The sequence below is a fragment of the Streptomyces sp. S3(2020) genome, from assembly GCF_013044505.1.
Taxonomy (GTDB): Bacteria; Actinomycetota; Actinomycetes; order Streptomycetales; family Streptomycetaceae; genus Streptomyces.
The window spans coordinates 19,448-33,667 of the sequence record NZ_JABERD010000103.1 but is presented as its reverse complement, the minus strand read 5'-3'; the positions used below and the strand labels follow the sequence as shown (position 1 = coordinate 33,667).

Genomic DNA, 14,220 nt, shown 5'->3' with positions numbered 1-14,220 from the left:
ATATGTGTATAGGGGACAGCTTCTTGGTCGCGCTCGGTGCGCCCGGCAGCTCTCGGCATGGCGGATTCAGGCTCAGTGGGCGATCACAGGCTCGCCCTCCGACGGTGCCAGAGCCCGATTCGGCATCAGGAACGCCGTGAGCACCGCGCCGACCACGAAGATCCCGGCGCCCCACGCCAGCGTGGCCGTGTAGCTCTCGACCCCGGCCTGGGCCACGGTCAGCGCGCTCGGCTTGTGCGAGGACAGGTAGTCGGTCGCGGCCGACGAGGCGACGGTGGTCAGCAGTGCCGTGCTGATCGAACCGCCCACCTGCTGGCTGGTGTTGATCAGCGCCGAGGCGACGCCCGCGTCCTCGTGGTGCACGCCCGCGGTCGCGCCCTGGAAGGAGGTGGTCATCACCGCACCGATACCGAGGCCCAGCAGGACCATGCCCGGCATGATGTTGGCGACGTAGGCGCTGTTCAGCGTGAGCTGCGTCAGCAGGGCCATACCGGACGCGGAGACCAGGAAGCCGACGGTGACCACGACCTTCGGTCCGACCCTGGGCAGCAGCAGCGAAGGCACCGTGGTCGACGAGGCGACGATGCCGCCGACCATCGGCAGGAAGGACAGGCCCGCCTCGATCGGCGAGTAGCCGATGCTGGCCTCCAGGTAGTAGGTCAGGAACAGGAAGATCGAGAACATCCCCATCCCCAGGACGAACACGGCCAGGAACGCACCACCCCGGGTCCGGTCCAGCACCACTCGCAGCGGCAGCAGCGGATGCGCGACCCTGAGCTCCACCCATACGAACACCGCCAGCAGCGCCACGCCGCTGAGCATGGAGCCGAGGGCGACCGGATCGGTCCAGCTGGTGGATTCGACGTGCGCGAAGCCGTAGACGATGCCGAACAGGGCGGCGCTCACCACGGCGGTGCCGGGGATGTCGATCTTGGGTCGTTCGGTGAGCACGGGCTTGGCCAGCAACAGCAGCGCACCGGCCAGCGCGACGCCCGCGAAGATGACGTTCACGTACATCACCCAGCGCCATGACGCCCATTCGGTCAGCATGCCGCCGAGCAGCAGCCCGACCGCGGCGCCCGCACCGGACAACGCGCTGAAGATGCCGAACGCCTTCGGCCTCTCCGCAGGGTCGGTGAAGGTCACGCTGAGCAGGGAGAGCGCCGCGGGCGCGAGCAGCGCGGCGAACAGGCCCTGGGCCACGCGTGCCGCGACGAGTATCTCGAAACTGCCGGCCGCGCCGCCGACGACGGATGCCACCGCGAAACCGACCAGGCCGGTCACGAAGGTCGTACGTCGTCCGAACAGGTCCCCGAGTCGGCCCCCGAGCAGCAGCAGGCTGCCGAACGCCAGGGCGTACCCCGTGATGACCCACTGCCGGCTGCCGTCGCTGAAGCCGAGGTCGTGCTGCGCTTCGGGCAGCGCGATGTTCACGACGGTCGCGTCGAGCGTGACCATCAGCTGCGCCGTGCCCAGCACGACAAGCACCCACCAGCGCACGGCGTGTGAGCCGCGGCGGCCCGAGTCTGTTTTCCCGGAGGTGGGTGCTCCGCGGTCGTAGGTGGTACTCACTTTTCCCCTTAGTTGCTGGTCATGGGCCGACAGTCGGCTGGAAACCGATCTGTTTCCACATAGGAAAACAGATCGGTTTCCTATGTGCAAGTGGACAAGGTCGCCCTGGGCCGGGCCCTGTCGAGTTCGTGTCGTGGCGGGCTTGCGTCGTGAGACTGATCGGTTTACCTTGATGGAAACCGATCGGTTTCCCCCTCTCTGGAGGGGGCCGCACAAGGAGTCGGCGAGATGCCCAGCCAAGAGTCACGCCCCACGATCCACATCCCCGGGACCACCAGCCACACGATCGCCCCGCGCGCAGGAAGCCACGGCCGCGAGGGAACGCTGCGCTACCTCAAGGCGGGCACCGGTGCCCCTCTGGTCCTCCTGCACACCGTGCGCACCCAGGCCGAGCACTTCCGTCTCCTCATCCCGCTGATCGCGGAGCGGTACACGGTGTACGCCCTCGACCTGCCGGGGATGGGCTACTCCGAGATCGTGCCCGGGGCGTCGTACGAAGAGCCCGCGATGCGCGCCGGCGTAGAGCGGCTCCTGACCGAACTGGACCTGCATGACGTGACGTTGGTCGGGGAGTCCATGGGCGCGGTGCTCGCCCTGACCGCCGCGGCCGATCTCCCTGAGCGGGTGCGGCGCGTCGTCGCGGTCAACACCTACGACTTCCGCGGCGGCATCGCCCGCTCCAGCCTCCTCGCCCGCGTGGTGGTCAGCGGTGTGCTCGCACCCGGCGTGGGCCCGGTGATCGCCGGGGTGGAGCCCAAGCCCGTCCTCGCCAAGGTTCTCCAGGGCGGCCTCGGCGACAAGAGCGCACTGCGCGACGACTACGTGGACGAACTCCTCCAGGTGGGCGGACGCCCCGGCTACCCGGCCGTCGCGCGAGGCGTGTACCAGGCCCTGCCCAGCCTCATCGCGGCCCGACCCCGCTACTCCGACGTCAAGGCGCCCGTCCACCTCGTCTACGGCGAGAAGGACTGGTCCCGCCCCTCGGACCGGGAGGCCAACAAGAAGCTGCTGCCCGCCGCCGACTTCACCCAGGTGCCGAAGGCCGGCCACTTCATCGCCCTGGAGCGGCCCGACGTGCTGGCCGACCTGCTCAACGCGGTGGCGTAGCGGTGTCGTAGCGGCGGCACCCCGGGACGGCCGTGGTCACCCCCGATCGGGGGTGTCGCACGAGTGCGGGTCCGCCGTGCTCGAAGCTCACGTCGGTCGAAGGAGTCACGTGCGTGGCGACGTCCGAGTTCTGCCATCCCGGTATGGCTCCAGCGGTCCGCTGCGGCCTGTACGGCGACCGGATCCCTGGGAAACGAGGAAGAAGTGGCGCCACCCAGTAAGTACTCGCCGGAATTCCGCGAGGAATACGCGGCTGGGTGAAGAAGCACCAGAAGCAGCAGGAACCGGCCACCGATGCGGGACGTCGGTTCGTCGGGCGTGACGGTGCGGTCCGTGTGTGGTTCCGGCCAGGTCAGTCGCCGACGAGTTCCGCGAGCTGTTCGGCGGCAGTGGTGTTGCCCAGGGCGGCAAGCCGCCGTAGCTCCTCCAGGTTGTCCTGCTCGGTGGCCAGTTGGATCAGCTCGTCGGTGGCCGTGGCGTTGCCGCCGTCGGACAGCCGCCGGAGTTCTTCGAGGTCGCCCTGCTCCGAGGCGAGTTGGACGAGTTCGTCGGCGGCATCGGAGTTGCCCGTCTCCGCGAGGCGGCGCAGTTCGTCCAGGTCGCCGTGTTCCGCGGCGAGTTGGACGAGTTCGTCGGTGGCGTCGGTGTCACCGTTCTCGGCGCGTTCCCGCAGATCGGACAAGTCGGGTTCAGACATGGTGGGCAGCCTTTCCCGCGGTGGTGGTCATGGGCTGGTCGACCCGGCTGTTCGCCGGGGCTGGGCAAGTCGTCCCGAGGCGCGCAGGTCGTCGCGGTGCGCTTGCCACTCGTCCACCAGTTTGGGCAGGCGTTCCGCCAGGAACTCGGCCAGCGCGATCATTTCCTCGAGCGGCGCACGGCGTTCCGGCGGAGCTTGGGCGAGGAGTGCCAGGCCCTCCCGGAACAGTGCGGCGTGTTCCTGGTGGATCGCCGCGTCGAAGTTCTGCGGCTGCTGACTGTCCGGGTTCAGGCTCACGCGGTCCATGCGCTCACCGGCGGCGCGGGTGCGCCGGGCGATGCCGTAGTCCTCCAGCAGTTTGACCGCGCCGGTGATGGCGCTGCGGCTGGCCAGCAGGGCCTCGGTCAGCTCGTCGATGGTCTGCTGGGGCGGATCGCACACGAGGAGGTGACCGAGAAGTCGCCCGGCCATGGGCGGGAAGCCGTACTGCCGGGCGTAGAAGCGGCCCACGTGCTCGGCGAAGAGTAGTTGCGCGTCGTTCGGCACGCCTTCGACCGTAGCAGATCTGACTGAGATGACGAATATTTCTGTCATCTCAGCCATACGCCTCCTCGCTCGGTCAGGAAAGCGATCAGGAAAGCGGATCAGGAAAGCGGATCAGGAAAGTCCAGATGCCTTGAGCACCGCCAGGACGGTCTCGTCGTCGATGTCGTGCCCGAGCCGGTCCAGGACGTCCCCGCCCTGCAGCAGGGTGCCGCGTTCGACGGAACGCCGGACGCCGGTGTCGAACTCGTGCCAGATCAGGGGGTTGGCGGCGAGGACACGGGGGTCCAGTTCCAGGCGGTCCCCGTAGGCGTCCCGCAGGACCAGGCGGGACGAGACACCGTCGTACCGCCACACAGTCGTCAGCGCGTCCGTGCGCACCATCTGCCGACGCCACGGGCCCCGCACTGCCAACCAGCCGGTGCCCGCCGTCACCTGGGCCGGGAGCAGGACGGTGAAGAAGGCTGCCGACAGCCCGACCCACAGCAGGGCACGCAGGGGCGACAGGCTGCCCGCGTCCCAGTCGACCAGCAGGGACATGGCACCGAACAGCGCGGCGCAGCCCGTCGCGAGCAGGGCGCCACCACGCCAGTGGCGGTCACCGGTCCGGGCCCACCGGCCGTCGGGACGTCGCATGTCGCTGACGCTAGGCGTCCCTGCGGGTCCGGCGGCTGTCACTGACGGGGTCCTGACGCCTCACGGGCGAATCCTGACGCGATCCTTACGCGGGCGTCGAGTTCAGCCGGTGTGGACGCGGGGGCGGCGGCCTCGGTCCGGTTCCGCCTCGCGGAGGACTTCTCGGGTGACCGGGGCGACCTCGCCCTGGCCGAAGAGGAAGAAGCGGAGGAAGTTGGCGAAGGGGGTGCCCTCGGTCCATTCGAAGTAGATGTGGGGGGTGCGACCAGTCGTGTCGCGGACGTGGAGCAGCAGCGCGGCGAGGGCGTTGGGGATGGAGGAGGACTCCAGGGTCAGGACGCGGTAGCGGTTGTGGAGGACCTCGCCGCGTACCGTCAGGCCCGCCTCGAATTCCGACGGGTCCAGGACCGTGACCTCGACGAAGACGAAGTCCTCCTGCTCCGGCATGTCGTTGTCGGCCCGGATCTGCTCGATCTTGTCGCGGTACTCGGCCTTGTCGCGCTGGTCGGGCTCGTTGGCGATGAAGCGGATCTTGCGGCTGGCGATGTCCCGGACGAAACGTTCCGCCATGGGGTCGAGCGTCACGCTCGTCACACGGAGCTCGAAGGCTCGGGCCAGCCGGGAGAGGAGGGAGACCGCGATGATGCCGGCGATGAAGCAGGCGCCGATCTTCACGCCGTCCGGGCGCTCGATGACGTTGACGACCGTCGTGTAGAGGAACACCGCGGAGATGACCGCGAAACCGATCGTCCAGTTCCGCTGGCCCGCCTTGCGCGCCGCGATCGTCACCGCGATCGCCGCCGAGCTGATCAGGACCAGCACGCCGGTGGCGTACGCGCCGCCCTGGGCGTCCACGTCGGCATCGAAGATCCAGGTGACCAGGAAGCCGATGAGAGTGAAGACGATGACCATGGGGCGCACGGCGCGGGCCCAGTGCGGGGCCATGCCGTAGCGGGGCAGGTAGCGCGGCATCAGGTTCAGCAGGCCCGCCATCGCGGAGGCGCCGGCGAACCACAGGATGGCGATGGTCGAGACGTCGTAGACCGTGCCGAAGGCGCCGCCGAGGTAGTCGTGCGCGAGATACGCCAGAGCACGGCCGTTGGCCGGGCCGCCTTCCTCGAAGTCCTTCTCGGGGATGAGGAGGGTGGTGATGAAACTGGTGGCGATCAGGAAGACGCTCATGATCAGGGCGGCCGTGGTGAGCAGCTTCTTGGTGTCCCGGATGCGGCCCTTGGGGTTCTCCTCGGTGTCCGACGGGTCGCCCTGCACGTGCGGCATCACCGCGACGCCGGTCTCGAAGCCGGACATGCCGAGGGCGAGCTTCGGGAAGACGATCAGGGCCACACCGATCATCACGAAGACGTTGCCGTGCTCGGCGGTGAGGGCGCTCGACCAGTCGGTGACGACATGCCCCTCGGTGATGACATGCCATATGCCGACGATCACGACGACGACGTTGAGGCCGAGATAGACCGCCACCAGGGCGACCGCGACTCCGATCGCCTCCAGGAAGCCCTTGAGGAAGACCGCGCCGAGCAGTCCCACGAGAACGAGCGTGATCAGCATCTGCTTGTCGTGCAGGGCGCTGTTCAGGTGCGGGTTCTCGACCAGGTGGGTCGAGGCGTCGGCCGCCGACAGGGTGATGGTGATCAGGAAGTCGGTGGCGGCGAAGCCGAGCAGGGTCAGGACGAAGAGCTTGCCCTTCCAGAAGGACAGCAGGCGCTCCAGCATCGCGATCGAGCCCTCGCCGTGGGGACTCTCCTCGGCCACGCGGCGGTACACGGGCAGCGCGCCCGCAAGGGTCACGACGACGAGGATGATGGTCGCGATCGGGGACAGCAGGCCGGCCGCGAGGGCCGCGATGCCGGGCTGGTAGCCGAGGGTCGAGAAGTAGTCGACACCGGTCAGGCACATCACCCGGTACCAGGGCTGACCCTTGTGCTCGAGCGTGGACTCCGTGCGCTGCGCCGGCTGCCCGTGGCCCTTGCCCATGTCGGACAGCCCCTCCAGCATCCAGGCACGCAGGCGACTGGGCGGCGGGTGTTCGGTGGTGGCCATCGGAGGGCTCCTGATGTGCGGCTCGGTGTGCGGTCCGGCCATCACACGGACGGCGGGATCAGCGTATGCAGAGCGTGACGTCAGGGCCTACGGGTGGGTCACATGACCGCGTCAAGCTTGCGTTAAGACCGGCAGGCGGAGCGCTTATGGCACATCAGGGTGTGCGTGTTCCGGTCGCACGGATACGGGTTGGGCCATATGGGGGCCGGCCGCCTAGATGGCCCCTACGAGCTGAGCCGGCGATCGCGCGCCACGGGGCCGCCGACCGCGTAGTGGCCGTGCTCGCCGATCGGGGCGGGACCGGCGGCCCCGTGGGAACCGTCGGCTGTGGGCGGGCAGGTCACGGGGGCTTATCTGGATCACCGGCGCCGGCAGTGGTGGGGGCGGGCCCCGGGGACTTGCCGTCCTCGTCGCCCGCCCCGTTCGTGCTCGGTCAGCGCTGGCCGGCCTTGCGGCCGTGGTTGGCCTTCTTCTTGCGGCGGTCCTTCTTCTTTCGGGCGCGCTTCGACATGGGGTTCAACTCCCTTCGAGGAGAACGACGTTCAAGCGGTACGGCCGACCAGCAGGTCGGCGAGCTTGTTGAGGCGTCGGATCGTGCGCTCCTCGGTCGCGGCCGGCGCCGGGTCGACGCGCTCGGTGCGGTCGTAGTACGCCCCGTTGACGATCTCGACGGCCGGGTCGCACAGCCGGACCACGTGGGTCGCGCCCTCGGCGGGGGTGGCCCCTTCGTGGGAGTAGAGCGGGAGCATGGCGGTGTCGCAGACCCCGGGATGCACGGAGACGGCGGTGACGCGCGGGTCGGCGGCGAAGACCGTCAGGGCCAGCTGGGACTGGGCGTACGCGGCGAGCCGGGAGTAACGGCGGGCGCGGTTGGGGTCGGCCCAGGAGATCGACCCGGTGCGGTGCAGCGAGGAGGACACGTTGACGACCCGGCCGCCGGGGTCGCTGGTGAGGGCGGGCTCCAGCAGGCACGTCAGCAGGTAGTGGGCGAGGAAGTTGACCTGGAAGGCGATCTCGTTGCCGTCGGCGGTGACGGTGTGCCGCTCGGGGGCCGCGGTACCGGCGTTGTTGACGAGGACGTCCAGGTGCGGATGGTCGACGACGACCTTGTGGGCGAGGCTCTCCACCTCGTCCAGCCGCGCGAAGTCCGCGCCGTACGCGCACAGTCGGTCGGCGTCGACGCCCGCCTCGGCGACGAGCCGGTCGGCGGCCGCCCGGGCGTCCTCGGCGGTGCGGCCGTGCAGCAGCACGGTGGCGCCGCGCTCGGTGAGCTGCCGGGCGGTCTCGTACCCGATGCCGGAGGTGGCCCCGGTGACCAGGACGGTACGGGAGGAAAGGCGTGAAGTGGGCATGTTTCCTTCAGGGTTGCGGGCACGCTGACGCACGGCCCCCTCACGGGTGCGGCGTGCGTGCCAGGGCAAAGGGCGAGGGGCGCCGGACGGGGATCACGGCGCCCCTCGGGTCGCGGAACGCGCGTCAGCTGGACGCGGGCGCTTGTGGACGGCGCGGCTCACGACGGGGCGGCCGAGAGGGACTCGGCGGCCGGTCGAAGAGGAGCCAGGCGCTGTTCACGGGAACCATCGAAGCCGTCCCGCAGGGACCGGGCAAGCTCAAGTCCCCTTCTCTGACGGGACCCTGATGTGGGGATACGGGGCCTTGACGGGCGCACCCGGGGCCCTGGCGGGCGAGCCAGGTCGCCGGGCGCGGTTCAGCCAAGGCCGGGCACCCCCGAGATCAGCAGGTCGATCAGCTTGATGCCGACGAAGGGCAGTACGAGGCCGCCGAGGCCGTACAGCAGCAGGTTGCGGCGCAGCAGGTCGTGCGCGGAGGCGGGGGTGTAGCGGACGCCGCGCAGGGCGAGCGGGATCAGCGCGACGATGATCAGGGCGTTGAAGATGATCGCCGAGGTGATCGCGGAGGTCGGGCTGTGCAGACCCATCACGTTGAGGGACTTCAGTCCCGGGTACGCGCCCGCGAACATCGCCGGGATGATCGCGAAGTACTTCGCGACGTCGTTCGTGATGGAGAACGTGGTCAACGCGCCCCGGGTGATGAGGAGTTGCTTGCCGATCTCGACGATCTCGATGAGCTTGGTCGGGTTGGAGTCGAGGTCGACCATGTTGCCGGCCTCCTTGGCGGCCGACGTCCCGGTGTTCATGGCCACACCGACGTCCGCCTGGGCCAGCGCGGGCGCGTCGTTGGTGCCGTCGCCGGTCATCGCGACCAGCTTGCCGCCGGCCTGCTCCCGCCTGATCAGCTCCAGCTTGTCCTCGGGAGTCGCCTCGGCCAGGTAGTCGTCCACGCCCGCCTCCGCCGCGATGGCACGGGCGGTCAGGGAGTTGTCGCCGGTGACCATCACGGTACGGATGCCCATGCGGCGCAGCTCGGCGAAGCGTTCGCGGATGCCGTCCTTGACGACGTCCTTGAGGTGGACGAGGCCCAGCACCCGAGGGCCGTTCCAGTCGTGCACGGCCACCAGCAGGGGCGTGCCGCCGGACGCCGCCACCGAGTCCGCGAAGTGCCGTGCCTCGGCGGGGACCTGACCGCCGTACATCTGCACCCACTCGACGACCTGCCGGGCGGCGCCCTTGCGGATCGTGCACACCGCGCCGTTGTCCCAGCGCAGATCGACGCCGCTCATCCTGGTCTGCGCGCTGAAGGGGACCCAGCGGGCGTTCGCCAACTCGCCCTCGGCGGGGGCGCGTAGCCCGTACCCCTGCTTGGCCAGGACGACCACGGAGCGGCCCTCCGGGGTCTCGTCGGCCAGCGACGACAGCTGGGCGGCGTCCGCGAGCTGCCGTTCGTCGATGCCGGGGAGCGGGACGAAGGCGGCGGCCTCCCGGTTGCCGAGGGTGATGGTGCCGGTCTTGTCCAGCAGCAGGGTGTTCACGTCGCCGGCCGCCTCGACGGCCCGGCCCGACATGGCGAGGACGTTGCGCTGGACCAGGCGGTCCATGCCGGCGATGCCGATCGCCGAGAGCAGCGCGCCGATGGTGGTCGGGATGAGGGTGACGAGGAGGGCGACGAGCACGGTCGTCGACTGGGCGGCGCCCGCGTAGGCGGCCATCGGCTGGAGCGTGACCACGACCAGGACGAAGACGATGGTGAGGGCGGCCAGCAGGATGTTCAGGGCGATCTCGTTCGGGGTCTTCTGCCGGGAGGCGCCTTCGACCAGGGCGATCATCCGGTCCAGGAAGCTGTGCCCGGGGCGGGCGCTGACCCGGACGACGATCCGGTCGGACAGGACCGTCGTACCGCCCGTGACGCCGCTGCGGTCGCCGCCCGACTCCCGGATGACCGGTGCCGACTCGCCGGTGACCGCCGACTCGTCCACGGCCGCGGCCCCGTCGATCACGTCGCCGTCCGCCGGGATCATCTCGCCCGCCTCGACCAGCACGACGTCGAGCGGCTTGAGGTCGGTGGCGGCGACGGCCTCCGTGCGGGCCGTGCGCAGGTTCGCGCCCCAGCGCCAGTCGAGCAGCCGTAGCGCAACCGTGTCCGTGCGGGCCCGGCGCAACGACTCGGCCTGGGCCTTGCCCCGGCCCTCGGCGACGGCCTCGGCGAGGTTGGCGAAGACGACGGTCAGCCACAGCCAGAGGCTGATCACCCAGGTGAAGACGGCCGGGTGCAACAGCGCGGACAGCGTGGTGAGGACCGCGCCGACCGACACGACGAAGAGCACCGGGTTCCTGACCAGGACCCTGGGATGCAACTTGCGCAGGGCGTCGGGGAGGGAGCGGACGAGCTGGGCGGGCTCGAACAGGCCGCTCGGGGCCCGCCGGCGCCCCGCTCCTCCTTCGGCCGCGGGCCGTGGGGCGGGCTGTGGAGGGGACGCGGGGGCCTGCTCCGGAGCGGCGGGAATCATGGAGACCTTCGTGACTCGGTGGGGGACGGATGCCGTGCGGTGCCGGGGCCCCGGCACCGCACGGCCCGCACACGGACGCGGGCGACAGGGCGACGACCGGCGTGGTGCGCGGACACACGCCCTCGGACGTGCGCCGGCCGCCTCGAACCGCCGCGGAGTGGGGACTCCGGGCAGCCGCCGAGGCCGCTGACGCCCGCGGCCTCAGCTGCGGCCGACAGGGAATCTAGCGGCCGTCGAAACCGGAACCGCCCTGGTCGGCAAGGAATTTGCGGCACTCATACGGCCGTTGCGGCGACGCCGTCAAGGTCCCGTCAAACCGACCTGAGAAAGCGTCAGAGGAGCGTCAACGCAGGCCGCCGACGACCGGATCCGGCCGCAGACTGGCCGACAACGGGGGGCGGGCGACCGTCCGTGGCGTGATGTTGGAGGAACCGTGACGATCACGGCCGGCACGGCGCAGACACCGCGGAAGCCTGACTCACGGCCGACAGCGGTGCCCCCGCCGGACGGCGGCCCCGGACCCGGGAGCGGCGGGGGATCGCGGACGGGCGATCCGGGTCCGGGACGACCGCGCCCGAGACAGCGGGCCGTGGCCGCGCGGGCCGCTCTGCGCCGCCGCCTGCGGGCCACCGTGCCCGCGCGGCTGCGCCTCCTGCGCGCGGCCACGGTCCTGCTCACCGCCGCCCTCACGGTGCTGCTCCTGCTGGCCGGACTGGCCGCGAACGGCACCTGGGACGCCGTGGCCGACCAGGACGCACCCCGCACCACCAGCGCCGCCGACCTCAGCCTCGCCCTCGACGACATGGACGCGCAGGCCGCCAACATGCTGCTGGCGAAAGGGGCGCGGCTGCGGACGCCGTACGACAAGGCAGTCAGCCTCTACGGCGACGCCCGCCGCGACATCGGGCACGAACTGCGCACGCTCGCCGTCGCCGCCCAGGGTGACCGTGGCGACGAGAAGACGGTCGAGAATCTCACGGACGATTTCGCCGAGTACCAGGAACTCATCGGCCGCGCCCTGGAGAACGACGGCCGCGAGGGCGGCAGGACGGCGGCCGTGGCCGACTACCGGAGGGCGACGGACCTGCTGCGGACCCGGCTCCTGCCGGCGGCGGCGAAGTTGGTGTCGTCGAACAACGCCGCCTTCGAGACGCGGTACACCGCCGCCCGCTCCACCCTCTCCGCCCAGCTCGTCGCCGTCGTCACGCTGGGCCTGCTGCTGCTCGCCGTGCTCGGCGCCCTCCAGTGGTACCTGGCCCGCCGCTTCCGCCGCGTCCTCAACCCCGGCGTCCTGGCCGCCACCGTCTGCGTCCTGACCGCCGTCGTCCTCGGTACGACGATGCTGTCCGCCTCCGCCGAGCACCTGCGCGGCGCCCGCCGCGACGCCTTCGACTCCGTCGTCGCCCTCTCCCGCGCCCGCGCGATCGCCTACGACGCCAACGCCGACGAGAGCCGCTACCTCCTCGACCCGGAGCGGCGTGAGCGGTACGCGCGGTCGTTCCTCGCCAAGTCCCAGGAGCTGTACGGCATCGAGGGCGCGACCCTGTCGTCGTACGACTCCCGGCTCGCCGGCACCTGGCAGGCGTACCGGTCGGACCACGGCGACCTGCGCTTCACCGGCGAGTTCCGCCGAGAGCTCGACAACATCACCTTCGCGGGGGAGCGGGACGCGGCGGAACGGACGGTCGAGGCGTACGCCGTCTACCAGCGCGACGACCGCCGGATCCGGGCACTGGTCGCGGCCGGGAAGCAACGGGAGGCCACCGAGTTCTGCATGGGCTGGGAACCCGGCACCTCCAACGCGCACTTCGGGGCCTGGATGACCGCACTGGACCAGGTCACCGACATCAACCGGACCCACTTCACCGCGTCCGTGCGGGCGGGCCGGTCGGCGGTGAGCGGGCCGCTGCCGTGGGCGATGGGACTGCTGCTCGCGGCGGCGGCCCTCACCGCGCTCGGCCTGCGACCGAGGCTCGCCGAGTTCCGCTGAAGGCGCCTGAAGGGGAGCGGTGCTGTTCGGCGTGAGGCTCCGCCGCGGGGCGCGGCCGACTACGACGGCCCCGCGGCCGAAGAACAACCCGTCGCGACAGAAGCCGGCGCGGCGCTCAGGCGCCGGCCAGCCGTGCCTCCTCCAGGTCCAGGGACCGCTGGAGCCTTCTGCGGGTCGTGTCGCTGATCGTGTGGTCGTCGTAGAGGCGTTGCAGTTCCGTCGCCTCGACGGAGATCAGGTCGCGGCGCAGCTGGCGGTAGACGAGGTCGGCCGACCCGGACCCGCCGGTGTCCTCGTTCAGCCGGTCGCGGGCGTCGTCGAGGCGGGCGGTGAGGCCGCGGCGCAGGCGGTCGAGGACGACGTCCGGTACCGCCTCCAACTCGGCGAGTTCGTCCAGGCGCCGGATGCCCGCATCGGCCAGCCGGCAGCGGGCGGCGGCTTCCTCGCGCTCGGTGTGGTCGGGCTCCAGGGCGATGCCGGAGCGGCGTACGACGGGGGCGAGGGTGAAGCCCTGGACGACGAGGGTGACGACCACGACGGAGGTGGTGAGGACGAGGACCAGTGGACGGTCCGCCAGGGCGGCGCCCGCCTTCGTGGTCTCCGGGATCGACAGGGCAGCCGCCAGCGGCACGACTCCCCGGGTGCCGGCCCAGGTCAGCACCAGAGGTACCCGCCAGTTCATCCGCTGGATGCCGCCCTTGCGCTGCACGAGCGCCGACAGCGGCGCCAGCCACAGCAGCCGTACGGCGATCAGCGTGGCGGCCACCGCGAGGGCGTAGAGCGGCCAGGCCCGGTCACCGTCGTCCAGGGCGCGCACCTGCGCGGGCAGGGCCAGGCCGATGAGGGAGAACACGACGCTCTCCAGCAGGAAGACCACCGTGCCGTACACGGCGTGCAGTTGAAGGCGGATGCGGGCGTTGGTGAGCCGGTCGCCACGTCCGCCCAGGACGACCCCGGCCACCACGACGGAGGTGACGCCGGAGGTGTGGGCGGCCTCCGCGAGGACGTAGGCCGCGTATGGGGTGACCAGGGCTATCACTGTCTCCAGGACGGGGTCCTCGGTGCGCCTGCGGATCAACGCGACCACCCCGGCGACCGCGGCACCGATCACCGTGCCGCCGCCCGCCAGCACGGCGAACTCGGCGCCCGCCGCACCCCAGCCGGCCGCCGCCGACGCCACCGCCACACTCACCGCGACCCGGAACAGCACCAGCGAGGTCGCGTCGTTGAACAGGCTCTCCGCCTGGACGAGGACCTGCACCTTCGGCGGCAGGGAGAGCCGTCTGCCGAGCGCGGTCACCGCCACCGGGTCGGTGCTGGCCAGCACCGCGCCCAGCACGAACGCCATCTGCCACGACAGCGGCGTGATCCCGGACGCCACCCAGCCGACGGCCGCCGCCGAGGCCAGCACCAGGCCGATGGACAGGACACCGACCGGCTTCCAGACGGCCCTCAGCTCACGCCACGACAGTTCCTCCGCGCTCGCGTACAACAACGGTGGCAGCACGACCAGGCCGATGATCTCCGGGCTGATCTCGATCTGCGGGGTGCCCGGCAGCAGTGCCACGGTCAGACCCGCCACGACCAGCAGGGAAGGCGCCGGGATGCGCCGGCGGCGGGCGAAGGTCGCCACCAGAGTGGCGAGTACCACGAGTGCCAGAACCGTCCCTACGCCGCGCATGCCGACCGTCCCCCAGGGGGCCTCGAAGAGAGCCACCGTGGCTCCCCGGCCGACCAGACTTCCCGGCACAC

10 protein-coding genes are annotated in these 14,220 nt (G+C 70.9%); 2 read left to right on the top strand and 8 right to left on the bottom strand.

The window, feature by feature from the left end; genetic code table 11:
- Nucleotides 1–72: 72 nt before the first annotated feature.
- Nucleotides 73–1,572: an MFS transporter gene (locus HLK59_RS28550; RefSeq protein ID WP_171144406.1), complete on the bottom strand. Its 1,500-nt coding sequence runs from the start codon at nucleotides 1,570–1,572 to the stop codon at nucleotides 73–75.
- 228 nt (nucleotides 1,573–1,800) lie between these two features.
- Between HLK59_RS28550 and HLK59_RS28545 the strand changes: the two genes are divergently transcribed.
- Entirely contained in the window at nucleotides 1,801–2,679 is an 879-nt protein-coding gene (locus tag HLK59_RS28545) for an alpha/beta hydrolase (RefSeq protein WP_171144405.1), read from the top strand.
- A 352-nt stretch (nucleotides 2,680–3,031) separates the two neighbouring features.
- Here the strand turns inward: HLK59_RS28545 and HLK59_RS28540 are convergent, their stop codons facing one another.
- The 6 genes from HLK59_RS28540 to kdpB form a co-directional block, all read right to left on the bottom strand.
- Nucleotides 3,032–3,376, bottom strand: a complete 345-nt coding sequence (locus HLK59_RS28540) for a hypothetical protein (protein WP_206327687.1) — start codon at nucleotides 3,374–3,376, stop codon at nucleotides 3,032–3,034.
- Between the two features lie 27 nt (nucleotides 3,377–3,403).
- Nucleotides 3,404–3,979 carry a MarR family transcriptional regulator gene (locus HLK59_RS28535; RefSeq protein WP_206327686.1) on the bottom strand — a complete coding sequence of 192 codons (576 nt, stop codon included), beginning with the start codon at nucleotides 3,977–3,979 and terminating at the stop codon, nucleotides 3,404–3,406.
- Between the two features lie 54 nt (nucleotides 3,980–4,033).
- Nucleotides 4,034–4,555 (bottom strand): hypothetical protein, encoded by a 522-nt coding sequence (locus tag HLK59_RS28530; RefSeq protein ID WP_171144404.1) that lies wholly within the window; start codon nucleotides 4,553–4,555, stop codon nucleotides 4,034–4,036.
- 102 nt (nucleotides 4,556–4,657) lie between these two features.
- A complete protein-coding gene (locus HLK59_RS28525) occupies nucleotides 4,658–6,613 on the bottom strand; it encodes an APC family permease (protein ID WP_171144403.1) in 1,956 nt (651 codons plus the stop codon).
- A 542-nt stretch (nucleotides 6,614–7,155) separates the two neighbouring features.
- Nucleotides 7,156–7,965, bottom strand: a complete 810-nt coding sequence (locus HLK59_RS28520; protein WP_171144402.1) for an SDR family NAD(P)-dependent oxidoreductase — start codon at nucleotides 7,963–7,965, stop codon at nucleotides 7,156–7,158.
- Between the two features lie 356 nt (nucleotides 7,966–8,321).
- The gene (kdpB, locus tag HLK59_RS28515) at nucleotides 8,322–10,478 is read right to left on the bottom strand and encodes a potassium-transporting ATPase subunit KdpB (protein ID WP_171144401.1); all 2,157 of its coding nucleotides are present in this window, start codon (nucleotides 10,476–10,478) and stop codon (nucleotides 8,322–8,324) included.
- A 589-nt stretch (nucleotides 10,479–11,067) separates the two neighbouring features.
- Here kdpB and HLK59_RS28510 point away from each other — a divergent pair.
- Nucleotides 11,068–12,468 carry a hypothetical protein gene (locus HLK59_RS28510; protein ID WP_171144400.1) on the top strand — a complete coding sequence of 467 codons (1,401 nt, stop codon included), beginning with the start codon at nucleotides 11,068–11,070 and terminating at the stop codon, nucleotides 12,466–12,468.
- Between the two features lie 115 nt (nucleotides 12,469–12,583).
- Here HLK59_RS28510 and HLK59_RS28505 read toward each other — a convergent pair whose 3' ends face one another.
- Entirely contained in the window at nucleotides 12,584–14,149 is a 1,566-nt protein-coding gene (locus HLK59_RS28505; protein WP_171144409.1) for a Na+/H+ antiporter, read from the bottom strand.
- Between the last annotated feature and the right edge of the window lie 71 nt (nucleotides 14,150–14,220).

Bases quoted from the DNA above. Each gene is read 5' to 3' on its own strand.
- HLK59_RS28545 (WP_171144405.1), top strand. From the start codon at position 1,801: ATGCCCAGCCAAGAGTCACGCCCCACGATCCACATCCCCGGGACCACC.
- HLK59_RS28540 (WP_206327687.1), bottom strand. From the start codon at position 3,376: ATGTCTGAACCCGACTTGTCCGATCTGCGGGAACGCGCCGAGAACGGT.
- HLK59_RS28535 (WP_206327686.1), bottom strand. From the start codon at position 3,979: ATGGCTGAGATGACAGAAATATTCGTCATCTCAGTCAGATCTGCTACG.
- HLK59_RS28530 (WP_171144404.1), bottom strand. From the start codon at position 4,555: ATGCGACGTCCCGACGGCCGGTGGGCCCGGACCGGTGACCGCCACTGG.
- HLK59_RS28525 (WP_171144403.1), bottom strand. From the start codon at position 6,613: ATGGCCACCACCGAACACCCGCCGCCCAGTCGCCTGCGTGCCTGGATG.
- HLK59_RS28520 (WP_171144402.1), bottom strand. From the start codon at position 7,965: ATGCCCACTTCACGCCTTTCCTCCCGTACCGTCCTGGTCACCGGGGCC.
- kdpB (WP_171144401.1), bottom strand. From the start codon at position 10,478: ATGATTCCCGCCGCTCCGGAGCAGGCCCCCGCGTCCCCTCCACAGCCC.
- HLK59_RS28505 (WP_171144409.1), bottom strand. From the start codon at position 14,149: ATGCGCGGCGTAGGGACGGTTCTGGCACTCGTGGTACTCGCCACTCTG.